Raw genomic sequence first — 24,872 nt, forward strand, 5'->3', positions numbered from 1 at the left:
AGAGTCGAAGTGTTGCGGCTTTTACTTAAAGGAATAACTCCGCCAGAAAATTTTGCATCGTCTGCCAGGAGCGCCGGTCGGCAGCGGGTTGATAAACCATGCCTGAATCAGGATTGTTGGCGACAGGATTGGTAAACGCATGCATCGTATGACCATAGGCGTGCAACTGCCAGTCCGCTCCGGCTTCGGTCATTTCCTGCTCGAACGCCAGCACCTGCTCGGGCGGAGCCAAGGGGTCGTCATGGCCGTGCAGCGCGAGCACTTTTGCTTTAATGGCGTTGCCCTGGGTATTGCCCGGCGCGCCCAGCAAGCCATGAAAACTGATCACGCCTTTTATGTCGACACCGGTTCTGGCCAGATCCAGCACGCACAAGCCGCCGAAGCAAAAGCCGATCGCGGCGATCTTGCTGTCGTCTACCCAGGGCAGCAACTTGACGGCATACAGGGCCGCCTGCATGCGTTTTTGCAGCATGGCCCTATCCTCCATGAGAGGCTGCATCAGCCTGGCGTTCTCTTCAGGGCCCGAACCCAAAATCCCCTTGCCGTACATATCGACGGCAAAGCCGACATAACCCAGTTCGGCGAGTTTGCGCGCTTTCTCGGCGACAAACTCATCCCTGCCCGCCCAGGTATGATTGATTAAAACCGCCGGGCGACGGCCTGATAGAGCATCGTCAAAAGCGAAAAATGCTTCCAGTTGTACATCGCCATCCATATAACCTACGGTATTCGATATGATTGCCATTGTGCTGTCATCCTCATCCAGTGTGTTGTAAGTATGCTGAGCTGCCTATAACCGGCCCGCTTCCTGCAAGCTTTTCAGGAAACCTTCCGACGCGTCTTCCACCATGTCCAGCACCCGTTCAAATCCGTAGTCGCCGCCGAAGTAAGGGTCCGGCACTTCGCGCGTTTTCAGATGCGGCGCGTATTCGAGAAAATATCTGATTTTGTCTTTATGTTGATCGGGGCAGGCGTTGAGCAATATCGAATAGTTTTCGTCATCCATGGCCAGCAGAAAGTCGAAATCCTCGAAATCGCCCATGACAACTTTTCTGCTCCGTAAATGGGTCAATTCCACGCCGCGGCCGCGTGCCGCTTTTTGCGCGCGCAAGTCAGGCGCTTCGCCGACGTGATGACCATGCGTGCCGGCGGAATCGATCAGAAAATGCCGTTCCAGATCGCGTTCCTTCAGCATTTTCGCAAAAACGCCTTCGGCAGTCGGTGAGCGACAGATATTGCCCATGCAGACAAAGAGAACTTTGATTTTTTTCATGATTTTACCGATTAAAAAAATTAGCCGAATATTATATTACGTAGTATTCGGGGAAGATACGACAAAGCTTCTTGCCTCAAGTCTTTCAAAGCGCGGATTGGCACAGCCGGTCAATTTTTGATAACAACTCGGCATATTCCGGCGCTTCCGGACGCGCATAATTCAGATTCTTGAATAACCCGGTCAAGCGTGTGAAGTATTCGCGCGCGTCATCCCGGCCTGCGAATCGGTAATCCGCGCTGACCAGATCGATGATTTTCCTGAAACTGTCCCTTTGCCGCTTTATCGGCACGGCCACATCGACTTCGTCGAACGCATCCTGCTGCAAATACACCATATCCAGGAACTGGGCCTCCTGATAGAGCACGAAATCGTTCAGCGTAATACCCTCCTCGCCGGCGACCTGTATCATCTGGTAGATATTATCGCCTCGCTTCAGCAACGCCAGCATGGCTGATACGTTCGCCATCCAGCCCGCCCCCAGGTGTTCTTCATACCAGGGCTTCAGCTGGTCCAGATAGCGCGACCAGGACAATAAAGGGTCGACGGCCGGATAAAAGCGCTTATAGGCCCTGTCGGCACTGAGCCCTAAAAAGGTTTTGACCGTGCCCAGCGTGGACTGCGTCACCGGCTCCTCAAAATTGCCGCCGGCCGGCGATACCGTGCCGATCATGGTTAAACTGCCGGTGGAGCCGTCCTGGGTCAGAATAACGCCAGCCCGTTCATAAATATTTTTAATGGCCGAATCCAGGTAAGCCGGAAAAGCCTCTTCGCCCGGGATTTCCTCCAGCCGGCCCGAGGTTTCGCGCATGGCCTGCGCCCACCGCGATGTCGAATCGGCCAGCAGCAATACATTCAAGCCCATCTGCCGGTAATATTCGCCCATCGTGATACCGGTATAAATGGAAGCCTCCCGCGCCGCGACCGGCATTGACGAGGTGTTGCAGATGATCACGGTCCGGTCCATCAGCGATCCGCCGCCACGGGGATCGGACAAATGAGGAAACTCGGTAATCGTCTCGACAATTTCGCCGGCCCTCTCGCCGCAGGCCACGATGATAACGATATCGACTTCGGAATTTCTCGAAATCAGATTCTGGAGCACCGTTTTGCCGGCCCCGAAAGGTCCCGGAATACAGCCTGTGCCGCCTCTGGCAATCGGGAAGAAGGTATCGATCAGGCGCAAATGCGTGATCAGCGGTTCAACCGGGTACTGCTGCTGAACCACGCCGTTTTTTATCAATTGCTGCGATAATGGCCTGCGCACCGGCCAGCGCTGCTTCAAGGTGACAGCGTGCTCCTTGCCGTTTGCCAGCTTGATAATCGCGACAGGCTCGTTGACCGTGACCGAACCTTCCTGTATCCAGATGACTTTAACCTGACCTGTTACGTCAAACGGCACCATGATTTTATGGATAAAACCGCGCTCCGGCACCGTACCGATCACGGCGCTGGCGGACAACACGGCTCCGACCTGAACAGCCGGCGTAAACGCCCATTTGGCATTGACATCGAGCGCCGGCAGATCGACGCCGCGCGGCAGGAAATAACCGAATTCCGTCGCCAGTTGATCCAGCGGGTTCTGCAAGCCGTCATAGACCTCTCCCAGCAGGCCCGGCCCCAGCTCCACGGATAGCATCTCGCCGCTTTGTTCTACAAGATCGCCCACGCCTATGCCGATGGTGCTTTCATAAACCTGGGCGTCGGCCTTTCTGCCGCGAATTCTCAGGACCTCTCCTTTCAGACGCTCGGCATGTCCGGCCTTGCCGCGGCCTGGATGAATATAGATGACTTCGTTTTTAGTCAGCGGATAATCAACGCCTTCAAGCGTTTCGATGGAAACAATATCATCCTGAACCGCAATGATTCGGGCGGTGGTCAAATTTTCACGATTCATGTTTTTCCAAAATTCAGTGCGCGCCGGTCGTTAAGATCAGTCATTCAATACCAATTTTTCGATCCCGGCATCAACCAGTTGATCAAAGCGCTCGGCGGCACTCGCCGCATTGTAGTTAGTCCAGCGATGGATCACATTCCATCGCAAGACATAGATCACCACAGCCGGAAAATCGAAATAATGCTGACTGCCTTCCCGCGCATAATATTGCCAGACCAGATTCAGCAACAGCTTTTCCAGCGCATAGCTTCTGTTTTGCGCAATCAATTCCTGCGCTTGTGATAGCCAGGGTACTTGGTAACCGACGCCGAAATCATGTTCATGCCAGTTTTTGACGATAAAAAACGGCCATTTGCCAAAACCGGCAAATGCATGTTTATCCGGCGCCGGCAGGCCGGCATGCCGTTTTCTTAACGCCGAAATGAGGGTTCTTAACTCCAGACGCCAACAAATCAGTTTTTTCAGAAAGTCATCATGGATCAATGCCATTGTTTCCTGGCTTTTCTTTATAATCTGCTCATCGGTCCTGCTTTCGGCATGCGCCCAGTGCAATAATTCCTCAATATGCCGCAAATCGTCGGCATCGCGGGCTTCCAACAAGGCCAGTCGTTTATCCAGCTGAAAGCGCGAAACGGGCGTCTGCGTGGTCGAGAATAAATCCGGGGCATGCGGCGGCAGACTCGCCAGCAGCATCGTATATTTAAAACGCTCGCCGATCACTTGATAATGCCCTGCAGCAAGGCCCGAAACCGCGGCTGAATATGATCCAGCAATAGCGCCGCCACTGTCTTGTCCGAGAAATCGATCACGATGTTGTCCTCCTCCAGCTTAATCAGCAATCCGCTACTCAGATCATCGGACACCTCGAATTTGACGCCCTCGCGCAGCAGATCGGCCGCTATCGAGGCCGTTAAACGCGTTAAGGCGCCTTCTCTGAGTTCTTCCGGATTCCGGCGCAATTCTTCAACACCGATCACATCTTCCGGCAACTGAATGACAACCTGCCGGTTACTGTCGATGTCCGTTTTATCGCGAACACGTCCCGCCAGGGCCAGGATCAGCTTTTCCAGAAAGTCTTTCTGGGCCATTTGCTTGCCGACCACGCGCGTAACTTCCTGACTGAAACTGCCCAGTAGCGTATCGCGCAATTGCAGAAATACATCCCTGGCCGCCAGTTTCAAGGCGTCCTCGCCGGCCGCTTTCATGGCTTCGGCCTCGGCCCTGGCCTCATTGACCAACGACTGTGCTTCAAGTTGCGCCTCTTTGATAATCCATTCCGCCCTTTTCTCCGCATCGATGACGATACTTTCGGCCTTTTTCTGTCCGGCGGCGATACCTTCTTCTTTAAGCCGCTCAATCAGCGCTTCGACGCCTGATGATGCAAAAGGTAACTTTTCATTGTTCATGATCCATACCTTCAGGTTTTCGGAATACCGTCAGCCAGAACCAAAGCGAATATAAAGGTGAAAACGGCAAAGCCTTCAACAATCGCGGCCGGCGCTATGGACAGCCCAAAAATCTCGGGCTTGGCTTTGGCCGCATGAATGGCCGAAGCGCAGCATTGCCCCTGGTAGATGGCACTCAACATCAATGCCAGCGCGGACAAGATGCCAATCGCGAAAATACCCGGGGCAATATTGGCGGTAATGGTTCGATTCAGCGTAAACATGACGACAATGCCGTAAATAACCTGAGAGGAAGGCATGGCCGAAACCCCGACATAACGGCCATAGCCGCTTTCGGAATCCAGCATGGCGCCGATGGCGGCCTGCCCTGCTATCGTACAGCCAATAATACTGCCGATCGCGCCCAGCGCCATGGGCGCAAATAAGCCCATCCAGCCTAGAAAAATAACGATAAATTCAGTCACGATATACTCCTTTTTTAGAAAACGGCTTGAACGGATAGCCCTCGTCAGAGACGCTCCATTTATAAAACTCGATAAAGTTCAGCCTTAAACCATGCAGGACGCCGCTCATCAAGCATAACGCCAGATTCAGAAAATGCCCGAACAACAGAATTAAAATGCTTAGCAACAGCCCCACTCCGGGCACGGCGTGATAAGCCTGTTCGGCGAACCGGTTAAACGTCAGCGCCAGCGAAGCCCCTGCCAGGCCAAGCGCGAACAGGCGCAAGTAGCTCAGCACATTGCCGAATATCTCAGTCAGTCCGGTCAGGCTTTTGAGTCCGTCCAGAAAAACCCAGAACCAATCCAGCGGCTTGACGATAGCGCGCTCGCTGCTGAACATCAGCAGGCATAAACCGCCCGCCGCCAGAGCGCCATACCCTATCTGTTGAACCGTATCATTCTGCTGGTTTGAGGCTTGCCAGACCAGAAAGCCGCCGATCACAACGGCCAACCAGCCCAAGGGGGCCAATGCCGTTCTCTTGCTCCGGCGTTGATAGGCCATGACAATGTTGGCCAGCGCGATATGGACGACGCCGACGAAGATTGACAGACGCATCATGGCATCGAAATCATTGAGGTCCAGTAACTTTAGTGTGCCCCAAACACTATCCGGCCGCGGGCTGTAGCCGAAATAGCTGCCTACGATGATGCCCCAGATCAGCGCGGCCCCCAGCGTGACCACAGCCAGCATGCGCAGGCGCAGGCCTGCTTCCGATTGCCCCAAAGCCCGCCACTTGCCGGCCAACAGCAGCATAAACAGCCCCGCATACCCGGCATCGGACAAAATCATTGCAAAAAACAGCGCGAACGAGAAAAACACAGCCACGGACGGGTCCCAATCAAAATAGCCCGGCGTTTGATAAAAACTGATGATTTCCTGACCGCCCGCCAGGCTTTCTGGGTTTTTCAATAAAGTCGGCGGCATTTCGCCAGCTTCGGGATCCGCAGCGACCAACGCCAGCTGGTGCTGAATGGCAAACTGCCCAAACGTGGCAAGCTCCGTCTCGGGAGCCCAGGCCTGGATGATAAAAATATCATCCCTGTCGAGCGTGAGCGAATGCGCGACCAACAAATTGCATTTATCGGCGACCTCGTCAAGATTGGCTTCAATCAAATCTATCCAGCGCGTCAAGGACTCTCTTTCGGCCTGTAGGTCCTGCAAGGTCAGCTCGATATGATTGAGCTGGCTTTTTAACCGGGACAGAGGAACTTTACCGGCATGCGTTCTGGCAACAGGCATGATCGACGCAGACGGCTCCTGGTCGGCAATCACGACTATATAGCTGTATAAATTATCCTTGTGCACCACCTGCCAGATCAGATCCACGGCCCACATACGTTTCATGAGCTGCTCCGGCACGATGTAAAACCAGAGCTTCAACCCGCGCATGAGTTCCTCTTCAGGCAAACGGAAATCGCCCCATGGCTCGATTTCCTGAATGCGTTTCAGCAACGCATCGCGCTTATCGAACAGTTTTCGCCTGTCAGCCTGAATATCCAGCACCGCCTTGACCACGCTGTCCAGATCAAAATTCTCGGCATCATGCACTTGAAGGCGTTTATAGGCACAGCGCTTCAAATACTTCAGCGCCTTGCCGACATTTTCAACCAGTTTTGAATACGCGATTTCAGCCGCGGCCGAGCCGTCGTCCTTCAGTGCAATAAGATGAACGCCGCCCAGTTTTTGCAGTTCTTCCAGAATAAACGATTTTTCACTGATTAAACTGCAGAAAGTAAGCTTTTTTAACCTTACGATGGCCATTAGTGCTGACGTTTTTGCTTGGTGATTTTGGCTCTGACGACATTGGCTCTTTCCGTATCCGACAAGAAGATACGTATCTTTTTTATATTTCGCTCCGTCCTGGGAATCAATAACTTGTCGAACAGGTTAACACGTTGAGTGACTTTTTTAACGGCAACATCCAGAATCTCCAGGCGTTGCCGGTCAATTCTTGACCGGATCTTCAGTTCCATCATGCGCTTTAACTGAATGACCGTCGCATCCACCCAATGCGGTTTGGCATAGGTTGAATAGGGTTGGATATGGATGTCGATATGCTCAAGCACAGGCACATGAATGCCGACTATATTCTCATCGCCGACCTGGACGGCAGAAACAGTCACCAGACCGTGCAAATCAATCCGGGTATCGGAGAGCATGGACAATTCTTTGCTCACGAAGTCGCGGCACTGCTGCATCATCTGTTCGGTTTCGGCCAACTTTGCCGTGGCCTTGTAACGTTCGACCAGCAGTTGCCGGCGCTTTAAATCCAGCGACGGCAAATATTGCCTGTAGCGCTTGAGCAGGGCAGTTTCCTTATGCAGCGCGGTTTTACTTAACGACAGCCTGGCCATGCCTATCCTTGGGGAAGTATTTGTCGATCAGCGCCTGCTTCATCAGCAGCTGGTCTTCGGTAAAACATTCGGCCAGGGTCTGCCAGCTCAGATCCAGCGCGTCCTCAAGCGTCATCGAGACATTGATGTCCATGAACCGCTCGCGGAACAATTTGCCGAACTTCAGCAGTTTTTCGTCAAAAGACGACAGTTCAAACGCCATCGCCTGCTTCTGCTCGGCCTCATTGGCCGCCGAATAAAAACGGATCATCGTATTCATGATCTGGGCATGATCCTCGCGCGTGACTTTGCCGATCACGTGCTGTTTCAGCCGCGACAGCGAGCCGAACGGATCGAGCATGGCATGATGCAGATAAAACTGGCCCTCGGTGATATAGCCGGTGTTGTCGGGCACCGGGTGGGTCACATCATCGCCGGGCATCGTCGTCACGGTCAGAATCGTCACGGTGCCCGCGCCTTTGTAATCGCAGGCTTTTTCATAGCGCCGGGCCAGCTGCGAATAGAGGTCGCCGGTATAGCCGCGGTTGGACGGCACATGCTCCATCGACACACCGACCTCTTTCAGGGCGTCGGCGTAAGCGGTCATATCGGTCATCAGCACCAGCACGCGCTTGCCTTCTTCCACGGCAAAGCGCTCGGCGATGGCCAGGGCCATGTCCGGCACCAGCAGGCGCTCGACAATAGGGTCGGACGCCATGTTGCAGTACATGACCGTGCGGGCGAATACGCCGGCCTGCTCGAACCGGGTCTTGAAAAAATGGTAATCATCGAAAATCAGCCCCAGGCCTGCAAACACGACGATATCGGCATCGGCCTGTATGCCGATGCGCGCCAGAAACGGGTTATAAGGTTCGCCGGAAATCGAAAAAATGGGGATTTTCTGGCTTTCAACCAGACAATTGAACAAATCGATCATCGGCACGTTGGTCCGCATCATTTTGGAAGCCAGCACGCGCTTCATCGGATTGACGGTAGGCCCGCCTATGCCGACTTTCGGGTCGGGTTCCAGCTTGGAGCCGCCGTCCATGGGCTTGCCCGTGCCGGTAAAAACGCGGCCCAGAATGTTCGGCGAATAAGTCACCTGCATGGCATGACCCAGAAAACGCACGGAAGCCGCCGTGGAAATGCCCTGTGTACCTGAAAACACTTGCAGCGACACATGGCTGTCGTCGATCCTGATCACCTGCGCCAGGGATTCGGCGCCGTTATTGTCCTCGATCAGGGCCAGATCGCCGAAGCGCGTGCTGATATCGTGCTTTTCCGTAGCGATCTGCACGGTAATAATATTGCCGACAATGGCAATAATATTATGATGCCTGACCATGCGTTCAATCACGGGCGACTCCAAAAAAATAAAGAATTAAGGAATTATAACCCAGGAAGAAATGGCTTGGCTTACTGTTAAGTTTCAACGGCTTTTGTATGATCTTACAGGATATAAACAAAGCCCGATTCGAAATAACGAATCGGGCTTTGGCGGAAACCGAACGGCATTATGGCCTAACCTGCTCCCAGTTCCACGTCGACATTGTGCGGCCGGCGATCGTCGATCAGCGGTATGACGCCCGGCTCTTTGGCCTCAATGCCGTCGATCAGGACACGAACTACCCGCACAGGCTTTTCGCCGATGCGTTTGATGGTGATGTGGTATAGCGTCTCGCGGTATCGGTAGTGGATCTTGTACGACTGCCAATGGTCGGGCATGCATGGGGACATATGCAGCTTGTCCACTTTCAGTTGCAGGCCCAGCAGGGTTTCCAGAGACAACCGGTACAGCCATCCCGCGGCGCCGGTGTACCAGGTCCAGCCGCCTCGCCCGGTATGCGGCGGCGCGCCATAAATATCGGCCGCGATGACGTACGGTTCGACCTTGTAGAGATCTCTCTGCGACGCCTGACTGGTGCGATTGACGGGATTGAGCATGGTGAATAATTCCCATGCCCGCTCCTTGTCGCCCATCATGGCGAATGCCGTTGCGGTCCAGATGGCGGCGTGCGTGTACTGTCCGCCGTTCTCGCGCACGCCGGGCACATAACCTTTGATATAGCCGGGCTCGAGATCGGACTTGTCGAAAGGCGGCGTCAGTAACTGGACGATCCGCACATCCCGCCTTACCAGCCGTTCATCAACCGCTTCCATCGCCTGATGGGCGCGCTCCGGATTGCCTCCGCCCGAAATAATGGCCCAGCTCTGGCTGATCGAATCGATCTGGCATTCGTCATTGCTGGCCGAGCCCAGCGGCGTGCCGTCGTCAAAATAGGCCCGGCGGTACCAACCGCCGTCCCAGGCATTGGCTTCAATATTGAGAAGCAACTGCCCCGCCCGCTCCCGGCAAATTTCGGCAAAGCCCTCATCGGACCGGTTGCGGGCCAGATCGGCAAAGAGTCTGAGATTATCGTACAGGAACCAGGCCAGCCAGACGCTCTCACCCTTGCCTTCCCGTCCGATCAGGTTCATGCCGTCATTCCAGTCGCCGCAGCCTATCAGCGGCAGGTCATGATCACCGAAGCGCAAGCCATACTTGATGGCACGCACGCAATGCTCATAAAGACTGGCGCCTTCGGACGATTGCAGCGGCAGGTCGTAATAGGCTTCTTCTTCCGGCCCCAATTCCCTGCCTTCCAGAAAGTACACGAACTCATCGAGCACGCCGGTATCGCCGGTCGCGGCGACGTAACGGCACGTCGCATACGGCAGCCATAAATAATCATCGGAAAAATGCGTGCGCACGCCCTGCCCGCCCGGCGGATGCCACCAGTGCTGCACGTCGCCCTGGATGAACTGGCGCCCGGCACAGCGGAGCAACTGCTCCCGCGCCAGCCACGGCGTCGCATGGATCAGCGCCATCGTATCCTGCAACTGATCGCGGAAACCGTAAGCGCCGCCCGATTGGTAATAGCCGCTGCGTCCCCAGATCCGGCAGGACAGGGTCTGATAAATCAGCCAGCCGTTGGTCATCACATCGAGCGCGCGGTCGGGCGTTTCGACATAGACCGCGCCCAGCGTCCGGTTCCAGTGAGCCCAGACGGCCTCCAGCTCCTGCCGGGCACTGATTGAGTCGCCGAACCGCTGGATCAGACGCTGGGCGCCTTCGGTATCGTGGCTGGCGCCGATCACGAACACGACCTCACGCTCCTGTCCGTTCTCCAGCTCGATATGGGTCTGCATGGCGGCGCAGGGGTCCAGGCCTGCCCCGGTCTTGCCCGACAAATGCGTGCGGCACAGCGCCGCCGGCTTGGCCAGCGAACCATTGCGGCCGATGAATTCCATGCGGTTGCCGGTCACCGTGTGCACGAGCTCGCTGATTTGCACAAATACGACCCGGTGCGCGCTTTCGCGGCCATAGGCATTGCGCGCGAACAGCGCTCCGCTGTGATGATCCGTTTCAGTGACAATATGCATCTGGTTGGCGTGCCGCCATTCGCCCATGACCAGTTCCCAATAACCTGTCAGCGACAAGCGGCGGGGACGGCCGGAGTCATTGCGCAGCTTGACGACGACAAATTTCACCGGCTCATCCATCGCCACGTAAGTCGTCAGCTCGGAATAAATGCCCGCTTCGAAGTGCTCGAATATGCTGTACCCGAAACCGTGCCGGCAAACATAACCGGACTGGCCGCGCGCGGGCAGCGGCGTCGGCGACCAGAACCCGCCGGTCTCTTCGTCACGTACGTAGAAGGCTTCGCCGCTGGTGTCGCTGAGCGGATCATTGTGAAACGGCGTCAGGCGGAACTCATGGGCGTTTTCCACCCAGGTATAAGCGCCGCCGCTCTCGCTGACGACGGTGCCGATATGAGGACTTGCGATGACGTTGGCCCACGGCGCCGGCGTAGTTTGCCCAGGCTCCAGAGTAATGACATATTCGTGCCCGTCCGGCGTAAACCCGCCCAGCCCGTTGAAGAAAATGCGTTCGCGCGCCGGCAAGGGATTGATAACCTCGGCTACCGGCTGCCGTACAGGCGCCAGCGCTTCCGGAAAATGCTCGGTCAGCATGCGGCGTTGTATCGAGCCCTGGCGCCAGCGTTTTCTGCGTTCCGTGAGGCGCTCCGACGCGACGCGCTGCTCCACCTGCTCGGCCAGTGACCCGGCGTTATCGACCAGCACGACGCGGGCAACGGTCTGAAACAGGACCCGGTCCTCTTCAGACAGATCCTCGGCGCGCCGTATAAAAACTCCGCCGGGCTTATCAAGCACCTGGGCTTCACTGCCTGTGGTATTAACGAGGCCCATGATCTGGTCGTGCAGCACGGCGCGATAGCCCGAGAAGTCCTCGTTCAGGATCACCAGATCGGTAGTCAGGCCCTTCATGCGCCAGTAGGCATGCGCCTGCAGCACCTGCTTGACCAGATCGATGCGATTGACATCGCCTATGCGCACCAGCACGATGGGCCAGTCGCCGGAGACGGCGAACGGCCAAAGGCCCGGCTGGCCCAGCTGATTGCGCGCGATAACGCTGGGCGGCGCGCGGCGCAAGGCATTGCTGTAAATCACGGAAGTCGCCAGCCGGCCGAAAATCTGCGCATCGGCTTCGGTGGCGTTAAGGTGGCGCAAGACTTCCTGACTGTGAAACCAGGCCATCTCGAAAGCTCGTTCGATAAAATGCCGGTCGCGGTATTTGTCAATCAGCTCAAGAGCCGCTTCGCGCGTATCGGCGGCGCCGGTAATGACTTTCACGACCGCCGAGCCATCGGTCTCTATGCGCAGGGCCTGGCGAATCGCGACGATGGGATCGAGCACCGGACCGTCGGTATTAGACAATGCCGAGCTGTCGTCGAATGCGGCAGGGTTGGCGGCCGTTCGGCCCCGGCCGATGAACTGGGCGCGATCGGTCTCGTATGACGGCTCGCCGGCGGCGGTGCCTGTGACCGTGATCATATGGAACATCCAGGGGGTATGCTCCTCCGGCGTACGGCGGCGGCGCGTGCAGAGTATCGCCTGCCGTTCGGGCAGGATTTCGGTTTGCACGAACAGGTTGCTGAAAACGCGATGCGCCAGATCGGCATTCAACGGCGCCAGCACGACTTCGGCATAACTGGTGACTTCGATATGACGCGCCCGGAGCGACAGATTGGTCAGCGTCACGCGGCGGATCTCGACATCGTCCTCGGGTGAAACGCTGATCTCGGTATGCGCTTCGATCTCCTGATCGCGGCGGCGATACTCGGCGCGCGACTGTACGAAAATCGCCTCGTAATGATCGGCCTTGCGCAAGGTCGGATGATAGGCGCTGGACCAGTACTCGCGCGTATCGCGATCGCGCAGATAAATGAATGCCCCCCAGTTGTCGGCCGTGGTGTCTTCGCGCCAGCGCGTGACGGCCAGGCCGCGCCAGTGGCTGTAACCGCCGCCGGCCTGGGTCGCCATGACATGGTACCGGCCGTTCGACAACAAATGCACCTCGGGGATCGGCGTATTGGGATCGATGAACACGCGCAGGATCTCGCCTTCCTCAGCAACGGGAGGACGCGCGGAAGCACTGACTTCGGCCGCATGCGGATGCAGCGTATAGCCTTTCTTCGGCACGCGCTCCTGCAACAGCAGATCGGTCGCCCGAACCAGCGGGTCGGACATGAACCGGCGCTGCATGGGCTTGTCCAGCAGCACATGTCCAAACGCCAAAAAGCTCATGCCTTGATGATGCGCCATGAAATTGCGCACAATCGCACAGTTCTTGCCGCGCACGACGCGCGTCGGCGTATAATCGATGGCCTCATAAAGCCCGTAACAGCCAAGAAAGCCCCGTTCAACCAGCGTTTGCAAATTACGGCAGGCCGCTCTGGGCGTGACGGTCAGTGCCAGCGCCGTAGCGTAGGGCGCGATGACCAGATCATCGCCCAGGCCGCGCTTGAAACCCAGTCCCGGTACGCCGAACGCGCGGTACTGATAGGTCTGGTGCATATCGGTCAGGTTATAGCACGACTCGGAAATGCCCCAGGGCACATTGCGCTGCCGGCCGTATTCTATCTGCCGCGATACGGCGGCCCGGCAGGTTTGCTCCAGCAGCGTGTTCTGGTAATTGGGCATGATCAACTGCGGCATCAGATATTCGAACATCGAGCCGCTCCAGGAAATCAGGCTGACGTCGCTGCCCTGGCTGGTCAGCAGACGCCCGAGCGTAAACCAGTGCTTCTGCGGCAACTGTCCCTGTGCGATCAGCAGAAAACTGACCAGGCGTGCTTCCGACGCCAGCAGGTCGTAGCAGGCCGGATCGCGGCGCCGCTCGCCGACGTCGTAGCCGATGGCCAGCAGATCCGCATCCGTATCGTAGAGAAATTTAAAATCCATATCGACCAATTGCCGGCAGCGCGCGATCAGCTCATCAATGAATCGGATACGTTCCCTTGCCTGCTTATGATGAAGGCCTGCCGCAGGCTCAATATCTGCCGCCCCTGCTTCGGCCAGTTCCTGCAGCGTCGGGATGGTATTGAAATGCCGCAGGTCGGGCACTAGCGTATTAAGGTCTTCCCGCAGTGAAGCAACCTGCTGGTCCAGCGCCTGCGCCCAGTAATGCTGTTCGCTTTCGGTATCGGCCGACAGGGCGTCGAGCAGTTCCGCGGCGGCATGCTGTATTTTTTCCAGCAACGCATCGGCTTCGGCCATGGTTTGCGGTTCGCTGTCCAATTTACGCGAGACAAATAAATGCTGCAGCGTTTTAACGAGCCTGGCCTGGACCGGCGCGGACGACTGTGGAATGTACTCGGCCAGCACCTGAAACGTATCTTCCAGCCCTTGAAAGGCATTGGCGGACAATACCGGCTGGGATTTCAGCTCAGCCAGTCCAGTCTGCAGCGTCAATATACTGCCGACCAGATTGCCGCTATCGACTGACGACACATACTGCGGGTGCAGTGGTTGCAGCGTGCGCGTGTCATACCAGTTATAAAAATGGCCGCACTTATAATTACAGCCTTTGCCGTGCTGGTAGCGTTCCAGCTTTTCCATGGTCGCCACGGTATTCTCGGTACGGTACAGCAATTCACCGGCTGAAATATAACCGAAATCATGGGCGGCCAGATTGGCTGCCAATGCCATGCCCATGTTCGTGGGCGACGTGCGCGAGGCAATGACCGGGGCCGGGTACTCCTGAAAATTATCGGGCGGCAGCCAGTTATCGAGCGGCGCGACGAATTGCGCAAAGTAGCGCCAGGTCCGCCGTGCCAGCGAGCGCAGGAATATCCGCTCATCGGCCGTCAAATCGGCTGCCGGCGGCGCCAATGGCTTACTGATCCACCAGCCTATGACCGGCGATACCAGCCAAACCAATAGCACGGGCGCTGTAAGCAGCCATTCAATCCATCGGCCGCCATCCCATACGAATGTCAGCGCTACGGTCAATCCCGCCGCCACGGCTGGCGCTATCCACATTTCCAGAAAGAAATCGTTCAGCGTTCTGCAGGTATTCCGGCGCGCATAGGATTCAGTGTGCCAGAGCAGCAGTCCGCGCCGCGTAAACAGCATGCGCCCCGCCGAAGACAGAATGGCATCCAGGCAAATCAAGGTATCGTAGGGCAAAAGAACCAGCGTCAGCAGGGCTAGCAATACCGGACGCATGGCGGATTTATTGACCAGAATCAAATGCGCCAGCCACTCGCGGTCTCCCGGTTTGCGGATCAGTTCAATCCCGGCCGCCAGCAACGGCTGAAAGAACAGGATGGCCATCACCAGCAAAGTCCAGAACCATGCGGGCATAGGGCCGAACAGCCAACCGCCTGCCAGCAAGGCAAGCAGAGCCGGCGGCACCAGGCTGCGCCTCAGATTATCGAAAATTTTCCAGATCGATAAGAGCGAGAGCGGGTTCGGTTGCCGCTTGCCGTTCGGCCCCGGGACCCGCGGCAGCAGCCAGCCGGCCAATTGCCAATCGCCGCGTATCCAGCGGTGCTTTCTGCTGGCTTCCATGACGTAACTGGCCGGATGCTCTTCAATCAGATCGACATCGCTCACCAGACCGGAGCGCGCATGACCGCTTTCCAGCAGATCATGACTGAGAATAAGGTTTTCAGGAAAGCGTCCGTCCAGGGTCAGACGAAAAGCATCGACGTCATAAATACCTTTGCCGATAAACGAGCCTTCGCCAAAAATGTCCTGGTAGACATCCGATACTTCGCGCGTATAGGGATCGATCCCGGCCTCACCGGCGAACAAACGCGTAAACATCGACTGACTCGCGCTGAACAGGCTGATCGATGCGCGCGGTTGCAGGATGGCGTAGCCGTCCGTTATGCGCCGCTTCTCGTTATCGTAGATCGGCCGATTGAGCGGATGGGCGATGTTGCCTACGAGCGCATGCGCCGCATCTCTGGGCAGCTGCGTATCGGTATCCAGGGTAATGACGTATTTGATCGAAGGGAGAATGGACGGATCGCCTACCAGTTCTGAAAAAGCTGCGTCTCCCTCGCCTCTCAGCGCTGCATTGAACTGTTCCAGCTTGCCGCGCTTGCGCTCATAGCCCATCCACACGCGTTCGTGCGGGTTCCATATCCGCGGCCGGTGGAATAGATAAAAGATGCACGGCCTGTCGTCCCGGTAGGTCTCATTAAGTGCCTCGACGGCTGTGCGTACCAGCATGAGTATCTCTTCGTCGCCCGGCTGCGTTTGCTCGGGCGCATCGCTGAAATCGGTCAGCAATGCAAAGAACAGATTTTGGTCGCGATTGCCCAGATAGCGTATTTCCATGGCTTCGATGAGATCGGCCACATCCTGCGGCTTGCTCAGCAAAGTCGGCACCACAACCATCGTGCGGTGCTCGGGCGGAATGCCCTCTGAAAAATTCAATCGCGGCGGCATGCGAGGCGGAATGCCCATCATCGCGAACTGATTGACCAGCGGCACGGCCAGCGACATGCCGCCGATCATGCTGCAGACGGCGAAGAACCAGAATCGCCAGTTGCCGGGGCCTATGCCGTCCAGCGACATCAGTACAAACGATGCCATCACGGCAGTGAGGAACAGAATGGAGCCAATATAAATACTCAGGCGAAAACGCCGTAAAGTACGGATAGCGTGCATTAACCAGGTCATGTGATAGTCGACCTTTCGCTCAAGCGGGTTTCGGCCTTTATCGATCAGATAGAAGCCTACATGCGCGGAACGGTCAGCCGCCGTCGAACGCTCGGCAGCGGCCTGCGCGAGTGCAACCGCTTCGCGGGCCACGTCCGATTCGCTGTGCACGCTGCCCTTCGCTATTTTCTCAATGATGTGCCGATACAGGTCGCGCGTGGCAAAATCCTGCTTGCCGTGAATGCCGGCCGGATCTTTTCGCAGGGTTTGCTCCACGATGCTGAGCGTTTCGACAAAATCCTGCCAATCCATGGCGCTGATAAACCGCAGACTGCCGATGCTGTTGGCGATGGAGATCTGGTTGGACGCAGCCGTATGGCTGGCGTCCTGGATTAATTGCGAGGCATTGGCGCCTTGTTCGAGTAACTGGTTTTCGATCCAGGTTTGCACAAAAGCCAGCGCAGTGCCCTGAATCTGGAGCCGTGCATTGAATTCTTCCACGAACGATGCCGTTAATGGCACATCGGCAGCCGCAAACTCGGCGAGCAATTGCGCGAGCTGTCTCGGGTCCTTTTCGGCCATCTCCAGCATGCGGTCCGTCCACATGACGGCCGTGTTGTACTCCTCGCGTCCGCGCGCTATGCGCAATCCGACACGACGAAGATTTTCCAGCAGGGCCAGGCGCAGCATGATCGGAAACGCCCATAATTCGCCCAGCTTCAAGGGTTCAACGGTTTGGTAGGCGGCGATGAAATGGGAGGCGTTTTCGCTGTCGACCCGGCCATCCTGATGAGAAATGAGTTCCAGAGCCAGTTCATAAATACGCGGAAAGCCGGCCGATTGACCAGCGGCCAGCTGTGGCAGTTCCCGACTATATTTGCGAGGAAGATGACGGCGCGCCAGATGGATCTGCTGTTCGATAAGATAAAAATTATCGAGTAGCCAGGCCTCTGCCGAGGCAATGTGCTGTTCCTCGTTGACTGCCGCGGTGACTACATCATAAGCCTCCAGCAGAACGCGTTCATTATCGGCCAGGCGCGGCAATAAGCGGTCCGGCCCGGGCCGGGGATTGATTCGATGCTGGCCGGCCAGCACCACCGCATATCGCTTCAGTTGTTCGATGCTGAACAGTTCCGAGCGCAACAGCTCAGTATCCCTGCCGTTATGATAACCCTGTCGCCCAAGTGTAGAAAACCCAAACTCTTTGAACACTATGCTATTCTCCTTGCTCGAGTTCGACCCGGATAGATCTGGTAATTCTGCGCCCTTAGAACTAACTCGTACTATCCCGATACCGGCATTACTTCTCGGTCGGGCACCTAAGCCGACTGATGCTTGTGCAACGGTTATAAGGTAAGCATGAACTGTTTAATAGAACATTTCCTGAACTCAAGCCTGATTAATGGTCCGGGGCTTTTCATTCAATGCGCAATGGAAAACTTCCGGATTAATTTTAAAGACATAAAGCGAACATTTTTTAACAAACTGTTGATTAATCCATACAAACCAAATCTGATAAATCTTGTCATCAGCCGAGAAATAGCAAAGTTAAATCGAAATTCTTTTCTCAAGGGTTCCTTGCCAAGTTTATTGATAGTTCTATTTAAACCTTAGACTCATTATTCCAGTTGTTTTCTCCATCTCATCAGGCCCTAACAGAAGATTGCACGCCCAGGGCCAAGAATGTTGACAGACTTAAACCGGACTTCGACCCTGAATAATGCGTATCACGATCACGATCAGCGCGAGAACCAGAAAAATGTGAATAAAACCGCCCAATGTGTATGAAGACACCAGACCGAGTAACCAAAGAATAATCAGGACAACCGCTAAAGTTTCAAGCATGTCTACTTCTCCTTTAAAAGGCCATCAATAGATGACGATATAGCTCACGTGAGCAAGATGGCTGTCACGAGAAACCAGCCAAGGATACTTAAAATATTGATATAAATTCTCCCGGCCATAACCGGAAAAGGTTTTGGAACAAAATTTTTATCCCGGACACATCATTTCAAACGCTTGCCGGTCAAAAGTAAAAATGGGCGCCAAGACCTACGTATTCGATTTTATTGATATAGAACTGGCCGCTCGGAGCATGTCCGTTGAAATATTCCAGAAGAATCTGAAAATGCCGTCCCATCACATCCAGGTTTTCAAATTGAACGCCGGCGCGCGCTGACACATCGGTTTGCCAATCGTTCTCTTCGTAATTTTTGAGGTCCACCGCCACGATTGGTCGCATGGCTGCAAAATCCAGGCGCCATGGGCTTCTGAACTCAATCCCGTATTGCACCGACCAGGGGCTGAGCGAAGCAGGCTCCTTATGAAACAGGCCACCGCCGCCGCCATACAAACGAATACCGTAGGGAAGCTCATAAGAAAGTTTCAGATCTATCCCTTCGAAACTCAAGTTCACACGCTGCAATTGAGTCCGCAACAGAAACTCGTCACCAAGATGAGAACTCTGATGGAAGAGCCGACCGAAAGCCGAGAAATCGCCAATACGCATGCTCGAATACACCGCTCCAAAAAAATCGGTATTGATTAAATCCGATGAGGGAGCATCGAGATTGAAGTCACTGAAGACGCCGGCTTGAAGCCCCGTCTCCCACTGTCCCGCAAATCGTTGTCCGAAACTTAAGTTGCCGCGATAAAACGGTATCGTTTCGCCAAAGCTGACTGTTGCTATATTGACAGTATCATCAAAATCACCACTGACACTCGTATAATGATAAGCAGCTGAAAAATGAGGCCAACGCGGATCAGCCAGTAAAGACTTGAACAGATGGCCTGTCGGCAGAAATCCGGTCTGAAGCGTCACTTGTCCGCCCGGCTGCGTCGTTTCATAAACCCATGTTGCAGAAGGCGTTGACGGGCTTGATGCCAACTGTTTTTCATTATCTACCGTCTCAACTCCGGCAACTCCCGGAATACTCGACAATGCGTCCATGACCTTGGCTCGATCTGTCCCCGTTAAATCATCTGTGCGAACCTTGATAATGCCATTTTTTACATCTAATGCAGGATTAGCGAGCCTGAACTCGCGCTGAAGTATGCTGGCAGCGTATCCGGCAATATAAGCATCCTCTACCGGCGCCGCCTCGGCGCCGGGAAGGCGAAGTAAAATAATGATGGCTATTAATAAATAGCGCACAGAACTCATCTTATCTTGATACCGGACTAACGACCAGATTGTTCTCTACCGATTTCACACCCTTAACGCTACGGACTATTTCCAGCGCCCTGTCCGCACTTTGTTGAGAGTTAAGGACACCGCTCAGCTTGACGACGCCTTTATCGGTAATTACATCAATCTTGGTTGCACTCAACAAGGGATCGGCTACCATTTCCGCTTTAATTTTGGCGGTAATGGCGGAATCGTCCATATATTCTTCGACTGATCCGGATTTCTGTCCCATTGCCTCGTCTCTCTCTTCCATGCTTTCCTGTCTCTGTTCAGTACCCTCTTCAAGTCTCTCCTGGGTTCTTTCAACGGATTCATCGACCTTTTTACCTGCCTCTTCAGCCGGCCCTTCTTGTTTACAGCCGGTCAGACCGATGACTGCGGCTAACAAAAGAGTTACAAACACATTTGAAAAAATCATTGGTTGGTCATTTTTTATCTTCATGAGTTATTCCTTAATAAAGTGGTTGTTAAAAGTCTTGGCTATTTGCAACTTGATGATTGCCAATTGGTCAAGGTTACTCCTAATTCCCAAGTTCCTAATCATGACTGGATCCTGTTCATAAAGAACAGAACCAATAAAATGTTCGGCCTCAATCCGATCCTATCGACGTGTCCAAAAATCCAGCATCCGGCATACGCTGGACCGGGATTATTCCTAATAAGGTATAGCCATTCCCGGCCTTAAATCAGCGCTGACTTGCCTTCAACCTCTATCGCGGTTAAATGCAAACCTTCATGGTCCAAGATAATCGGCGTCAGCCCGATACTAACGTAGAGGATAATCCCATACATGGCGACATGGCCGTGGGAATTACATACATACCAGAAGAAGAGGTATCAATTAAGGACGTACCCATTGATCTGCTCGTACTCCTGCCAAAAAGAAAATCAAACTCACGCGCTTCAATCCGAAGCAATCCCGACCTTATCCATTCAAGGTCGGGCTCAGCCAAAAGTTTAATCATGACGTCCTTGTGAAAGGGGATTTTTGATGAAACACCGCCTATGTCTTGGCATTGCCATCAATATGTCTGATTCATCAGACGTATCATCCTCTTTCTTCCTAAGATAACCCTTGATTAATGGATTCGTTGTTCGAAATCCCGAAGCCGTCGTTCCGCCTCGTCTTTTTCAATCCCATAACGTTCCTGGAGCTTGCCTAGCAACACATCCCGTTTGCCTGCGATCTGATCGATTTCGTCATCGGTCAAGTCACCCCAAGCCTCTTTTACCTTACCTTTCAACTGTTTCCAGTTGCCTTCTATTTGGTCCCAAGCCATCTCTATTCTCCTCATGGTTTGTGAAAGAACGAAATTTCCTATAACAGGAAACTGAGCTTAGTGGCGAACAATTGTGCGTTTCGCCGTACATCTTAAGGATTTAATATAAGTGAAGAACCCAAAAAGGTCTGTACGGTGACACACATAAGCATCCAGCCTTTAAGGGACTATAAAGCTTATCAGTAAGTAAAAGCGAAGCTGGTCCGTTCTTTAGATCGTGACGGATCAAAAAGTTTCCAGTTCCATCAAATTAAGAAACACATGTGCCAGCCAGGCCTGGGCGGAGTTATGTCAGTGAATAGGCAAGACAGGACGTGATGGGTATATATACGGGAACAAAGCGGGAAGCGCTAGTTTTTAATATCAGTCTCCACAAGCAGCGCATCAACACTTTTATGTTCAGCGTAAAATACGCTGTATTCATCATTTAGCTGAACTCTATTAACTTGCTCATCATGCGCTCCACCCGATTATCCCAATTTTCGGCTTTTGCGGCATTGATCCTGATAGTACTTTTTTCCAGGTTATCCGTTTCAAATGTCCTATCAATGTTATGCACGAATGCATCGTAAGATTCTGAAAGCATGACAAGATCCTCCCATCTTTCGGTGCCGGCAACCTTTGTTGAGACGATGGGGCGGCCGGAAGCCAAATATTGAAACAGCTTTAATGGGATCAGGGATCGGCTATAGTCATTATCTTTGTGCGGCATAAGGCAAATATCCAGATTTCTGAGGAAGGAAGGCGTTTGTCCATAAGGAACGGACCCGATGTACTTTACATTCGATAGCTTAGTAATGCCTGAAGCCTCGAGTATCCCCCCGTCAGGTCCCGCTATGAGCAATAAATAATTGGGCCTTGAAAGAGCGATATGGCGTATCAATTCGATATCAGTAAGTTGATAAATAAAATCCAGATAACCCAGCCTGGGCTGGATATTGTTTTTGATAAATGGAAAATCAGAAGGACCGGCTATAAATCTTTCGCTGACGCCATTTTCGATAAATAAGCAATTTTTATTAAGCTTGGAAAATACAGAATGATTATTGGCTGAGGAGGTAATAACCAGATTGGCTGATTGAGCCAATTCGTTATATTGCATCATGGAAAATTCTATATTATGGTTTACATCTACTCTGAAATTATTAGTATCAACTATTTGGGTTATTAATATTTTATGAGGGATATTATTTATTAATTCAGGAATGAATTTATGCGGTGGATAAACCCACAGCACAGTATTTTCTTTTCGGTATCCTTTAAAATAAAGATATAAACGTAACAAAGCCAGCGGTGAATAACGATAATTGAACCATTTCCTTAATCGATATCCGATACCGCTTTTATTAATGGATTGCCAGAAAGGGGTAATAACCATCAGATTTTTAGTATGTCTATGGATATTGGCCATGAACCGTTGGTCTTGGGCTTTAACAGGCGGGAGGATACAGGTAACTTTATTAATATCAGGATTCTTGGCAAGAGCTAAGGCAATTTCTTCGTAAGCTCTTCCATATTTGCCCCAATCATTCGTGAACCAGAACAGAATAATATTTTTTTTAGCTGTCATTTTTTTGCCCAAAGTTAATTTGTTGCTATGCGAATATACAAAAAACTAATTTTTAGACTTCCTTATCCGCAGCGAGCGGGCATGCCTGTTACTAACACCTGCAAGTTTGAAAAAATGTCATGCTTATGCAGCATTTTTACGCCAGCTGTTAATGACCTCGACAACAAGAATAATTACCTTTGCTCATCGATATTGCTTCGTCGGATACCGAGCCCCCCTGGCCTCTTGCTTCAGTCAGAATCAATAGATACTTCCGACTATTTTCCACCCGTATCGATGTGTTTTTCGGCGGCACCCGAACACCTGCATTAGGCTTTCCCCTGTAATTTCTGAAAAATGGCAAATCAGAGGCGATAACTCTCTTGGAGAACGTTAACGCTGCAAGAAGCACGCTAATCCTGATAAGGCGACGACAGTGTATCGCTTCATCCTGGATTAAAGTCTCCAGAGTTTAACGCCTTTCGGCACATCCTCTCTTTCAAGCTTGGCTTTGATATCTATGACTATGCCCGTCTCGTCGTTTAATAAACTCACCAAATAAGACCAGTCCTTAGCTAAAAAGTAATCATGTGGCACAGCTAAAAGCACGGCATGAGCGGGTTTCAGCTCATCTTCAGCTGATAATTTAACCCCATATTCCTCCATTATTTCATTCGGATCCGACATGGGATCAAACACCTGCACATTAATGCCATAGGTTTGCAATTCTTTATAAATATCAATGACGCGTGTATTTCTTATATCGGGAACGTTCTCTTTAAACGTAAAGCCTAAAATAGTGACCACACTGCCTCTGACACACTTTTCGGCCTTGATCAATTCCTTTACAGTCTGAGCTGCAATAAAGGTTCCCATGCTGTCATTAATACTGCGTCCGGACAGAATGACTTGCGGCGTATATCCTAAAGTTGCCGACTTATAAGTAAGATAATAAGGATCAACTCCTATGCAATGCCCTCCGACCAGTCCGGGATCGAATGGCAAAAAATTCCATTTTGTTGATGCCGCGGCTAATACATCTCTCGTATCGATATTCATTTTGTTGAAAATCAAAGCCAATTCGTTCATTAACGAGATGTTTAGGTCTCGTTGAGTATTCTCAATTACCTTGGCGGCTTCCGCGACTTTAATCGTAGCGGCTCTGTGTACGCCGGCCGTAACCACGGATTCATAAACACCTGCTACAGTTTCTAGCGTTTCAGGCGTATCTCCCGATACCACTTTCGTGATAGTCTTAAACGTATGCACCCTATCACCCGGGTTAATTCGCTCAGGCGAGTACCCGACATTAAAGTCAATGCCCCAGATTAACCCCGATTCCTGCTCCAGAACAGGAATGCAATCTTCTTCTGTAGCTCCCGGATAGACTGTCGATTCATAAACAACAATATCGCCTTTTTTAAGTTGCTTACCCACGGTTCTTGAAGCCTTGATTACCGGCCTCAGGTCTGGTTGTTTGGCTTTATTGACCGGTGTAGGCACCGCAATTATATGAAAATCCGCCTTTTTTAAATCTTCAGCATTGCAGGTATATAAAATATTGGCTTTCTTCAAATCTTCCGCATCCACTTCATTAGTGCGCTCAATGCCCTGTTTTAGCTCCTCAATGCGTATCGAGTTTATATCAAATCCGATAACCTGTTGATTTTTAGCAAATTCTACTGCTACAGGCAATCCGACATAACCTAAACCAACTACTGATATTTTTCTGTTATGCATACTTATCTCCCAATTTTGTAAAAATCTCTATACCACTCAACAAAATTGTTAATTCCGGTTTCTAATGAAGTAGCGGACTTGTAGCCCAACTTATTTACTAAACCAGAAACATCCGCATAAGTATCAGGAACATCTCCAGGCTGTAGAGGTAAAAAATTCTTTATGGCTTCCTTATTCAAACATTTTTCGAGTATTTCGATGAATGTCAGTAAATTGACGGGATTATTATTACGAATAAACATAAACAAAGACATATCCGGTCGGCTCTGCGGTCCATACACAGGAAAAAACCGCAGGCCCGTAGTCGTCAGGTTATAAAGATGACTGTAGGTGTGAGCCATCAGCTCATGCGCTTTTTTAGTCGCTACATACAGCGAAGCAGGATGATCGACATTGTCGTGGGTGGAAAAGGGCATTTTGGGATTTGCGCCATAAACAGAACTGAAAGAAGCATAGACCAAATGCTCAAATTTCACTGTGCCAACATCCTCTCAATATATCGATAAAACCAGCTAAATTGGAATCCACATAGGCATGCGGATGAGTCAATGAATATCTCACTCCTGCCCGAGCCGGCAGATGCATGATCTGCATTAATACTCTTTTCATTTATACAAGTTACTTAATTCTGTTGGATGATGAATTACCGTGATGCTTTCATAACTATTAACAATAATTATTTCAA

16 protein-coding genes and 1 pseudogene are annotated in these 24,872 nt (G+C 52.6%); all 17 read right to left on the reverse strand.

The genetic code is table 11. The annotated features are described in order from the left end of the window. Nucleotides 1-25: 25 nt before the first annotated feature. Entirely contained in the window at nucleotides 26-745 is a 720-nt protein-coding gene (locus METLU_RS0110640; RefSeq protein ID WP_027158194.1) for a dienelactone hydrolase family protein, read from the reverse strand. A gap of 45 nt (nucleotides 746-790) precedes the next feature. Next, complete coding sequence (locus METLU_RS0110645) at nucleotides 791-1,273, reverse strand: low molecular weight protein-tyrosine-phosphatase (protein ID WP_027158195.1); 483 nt, start codon at nucleotides 1,271-1,273, stop codon at nucleotides 791-793. A gap of 85 nt (nucleotides 1,274-1,358) precedes the next feature. Next, entirely contained in the window at nucleotides 1,359-3,170 is a 1,812-nt protein-coding gene (locus tag METLU_RS0110650) for a V-type ATP synthase subunit A (RefSeq protein WP_027158196.1), read from the reverse strand. A gap of 36 nt (nucleotides 3,171-3,206) precedes the next feature. Next, nucleotides 3,207-3,890 (reverse strand): DUF2764 family protein, encoded by a 684-nt coding sequence (locus METLU_RS0110655; protein WP_027158197.1) that lies wholly within the window; start codon nucleotides 3,888-3,890, stop codon nucleotides 3,207-3,209. After that, nucleotides 3,887-4,576 (reverse strand): ATP synthase subunit A, encoded by a 690-nt coding sequence (locus METLU_RS0110660; RefSeq protein ID WP_027158198.1) that lies wholly within the window; start codon nucleotides 4,574-4,576, stop codon nucleotides 3,887-3,889. Before METLU_RS0110660 ends, METLU_RS0110655 begins: the two co-directional genes overlap by 4 nt. Nucleotides 4,577-4,587: 11 nt before the next feature. Next, nucleotides 4,588-5,040, reverse strand: a complete 453-nt coding sequence (locus METLU_RS0110665) for an ATP synthase subunit C (RefSeq protein ID WP_027158199.1) — start codon at nucleotides 5,038-5,040, stop codon at nucleotides 4,588-4,590. After that, a complete protein-coding gene (locus METLU_RS0110670; RefSeq protein ID WP_027158200.1) occupies nucleotides 5,033-6,841 on the reverse strand; it encodes a V-type ATP synthase subunit I in 1,809 nt (602 codons plus the stop codon). The genes METLU_RS0110665 and METLU_RS0110670 overlap by 8 nt, the downstream gene beginning before the upstream one ends. Continuing rightward, nucleotides 6,841-7,434 (reverse strand): V-type ATP synthase subunit D, encoded by a 594-nt coding sequence (locus METLU_RS0110675; RefSeq protein WP_027158201.1) that lies wholly within the window; start codon nucleotides 7,432-7,434, stop codon nucleotides 6,841-6,843. Before METLU_RS0110675 ends, METLU_RS0110670 begins: the two co-directional genes overlap by 1 nt. After that, a complete protein-coding gene (locus tag METLU_RS0110680; protein ID WP_027158202.1) occupies nucleotides 7,412-8,770 on the reverse strand; it encodes a V-type ATP synthase subunit B in 1,359 nt (452 codons plus the stop codon). Before METLU_RS0110680 ends, METLU_RS0110675 begins: the two co-directional genes overlap by 23 nt. A gap of 164 nt (nucleotides 8,771-8,934) precedes the next feature. Next, a complete protein-coding gene (locus METLU_RS0110685; protein ID WP_231383584.1) occupies nucleotides 8,935-17,643 on the reverse strand; it encodes a GH36-type glycosyl hydrolase domain-containing protein in 8,709 nt (2,902 codons plus the stop codon). Nucleotides 17,644-18,126: 483 nt separating this feature from the next. Beyond that, nucleotides 18,127-18,276: a lmo0937 family membrane protein gene (locus METLU_RS27900; RefSeq protein ID WP_155920535.1), complete on the reverse strand. Its 150-nt coding sequence runs from the start codon at nucleotides 18,274-18,276 to the stop codon at nucleotides 18,127-18,129. A gap of 181 nt (nucleotides 18,277-18,457) precedes the next feature. Further along, the gene (locus METLU_RS0110695; RefSeq protein WP_036243035.1) at nucleotides 18,458-19,594 is read right to left on the reverse strand and encodes a DUF1207 domain-containing protein; all 1,137 of its coding nucleotides are present in this window, start codon (nucleotides 19,592-19,594) and stop codon (nucleotides 18,458-18,460) included. A 1-nt stretch (nucleotide 19,595) separates the two neighbouring features. Then, nucleotides 19,596-20,060, reverse strand: a complete 465-nt coding sequence (locus tag METLU_RS0110700; protein WP_027158205.1) for a BON domain-containing protein — start codon at nucleotides 20,058-20,060, stop codon at nucleotides 19,596-19,598. A 637-nt stretch (nucleotides 20,061-20,697) separates the two neighbouring features. Continuing rightward, a complete protein-coding gene (locus tag METLU_RS0110715) occupies nucleotides 20,698-20,898 on the reverse strand; it encodes a CsbD family protein (protein ID WP_027158207.1) in 201 nt (66 codons plus the stop codon). 427 nt (nucleotides 20,899-21,325) lie between these two features. Then, nucleotides 21,326-22,468, reverse strand: coding sequence for a glycosyltransferase (locus tag METLU_RS0110725; protein WP_155920536.1), 1,143 nt, complete (start codon nucleotides 22,466-22,468; stop codon nucleotides 21,326-21,328). A 435-nt stretch (nucleotides 22,469-22,903) separates the two neighbouring features. After that, nucleotides 22,904-24,187: a nucleotide sugar dehydrogenase gene (locus METLU_RS0110730; RefSeq protein WP_027158209.1), complete on the reverse strand. Its 1,284-nt coding sequence runs from the start codon at nucleotides 24,185-24,187 to the stop codon at nucleotides 22,904-22,906. A gap of 2 nt (nucleotides 24,188-24,189) precedes the next feature. Then, nucleotides 24,190-24,778, reverse strand: a pseudogene (locus tag METLU_RS25135) (GDP-mannose 4,6-dehydratase); the annotation flags it as partial. Nucleotides 24,779-24,872 lie beyond the last annotated feature (94 nt).

Source organism: Methylobacter luteus IMV-B-3098 (assembly GCF_000427625.1).
In the GTDB taxonomy this organism is placed as follows: Bacteria; Pseudomonadota; Gammaproteobacteria; order Methylococcales; family Methylomonadaceae; genus Methylobacter; species Methylobacter luteus.

What these genes read in the sequence shown, in the direction of transcription:
- METLU_RS0110640 (WP_027158194.1), bottom strand. Translation starts at nt 745, where the DNA reads ATGGCAATCATATCGAATACCGTAGGTTATATGGATGGCGATGTACAA.
- METLU_RS0110645 (WP_027158195.1), bottom strand. Translation starts at nt 1,273, where the DNA reads ATGAAAAAAATCAAAGTTCTCTTTGTCTGCATGGGCAATATCTGTCGC.
- METLU_RS0110650 (WP_027158196.1), bottom strand. Translation starts at nt 3,170, where the DNA reads ATGAATCGTGAAAATTTGACCACCGCCCGAATCATTGCGGTTCAGGAT.
- METLU_RS0110660 (WP_027158198.1), bottom strand. Translation starts at nt 4,576, where the DNA reads ATGAACAATGAAAAGTTACCTTTTGCATCATCAGGCGTCGAAGCGCTG.
- METLU_RS0110670 (WP_027158200.1), bottom strand. Translation starts at nt 6,841, where the DNA reads ATGGCCATCGTAAGGTTAAAAAAGCTTACTTTCTGCAGTTTAATCAGT.
- METLU_RS0110675 (WP_027158201.1), bottom strand. Translation starts at nt 7,434, where the DNA reads ATGGCCAGGCTGTCGTTAAGTAAAACCGCGCTGCATAAGGAAACTGCC.
- METLU_RS27900 (WP_155920535.1), bottom strand. Translation starts at nt 18,276, where the DNA reads ATGCTTGAAACTTTAGCGGTTGTCCTGATTATTCTTTGGTTACTCGGT.
- METLU_RS0110695 (WP_036243035.1), bottom strand. Translation starts at nt 19,594, where the DNA reads ATGAGTTCTGTGCGCTATTTATTAATAGCCATCATTATTTTACTTCGC.
- METLU_RS0110700 (WP_027158205.1), bottom strand. Translation starts at nt 20,060, where the DNA reads ATGAAGATAAAAAATGACCAACCAATGATTTTTTCAAATGTGTTTGTA.
- METLU_RS0110715 (WP_027158207.1), bottom strand. Translation starts at nt 20,898, where the DNA reads ATGGCTTGGGACCAAATAGAAGGCAACTGGAAACAGTTGAAAGGTAAG.
- METLU_RS0110725 (WP_155920536.1), bottom strand. Translation starts at nt 22,468, where the DNA reads ATGACAGCTAAAAAAAATATTATTCTGTTCTGGTTCACGAATGATTGG.
- METLU_RS0110730 (WP_027158209.1), bottom strand. Translation starts at nt 24,187, where the DNA reads ATGCATAACAGAAAAATATCAGTAGTTGGTTTAGGTTATGTCGGATTG.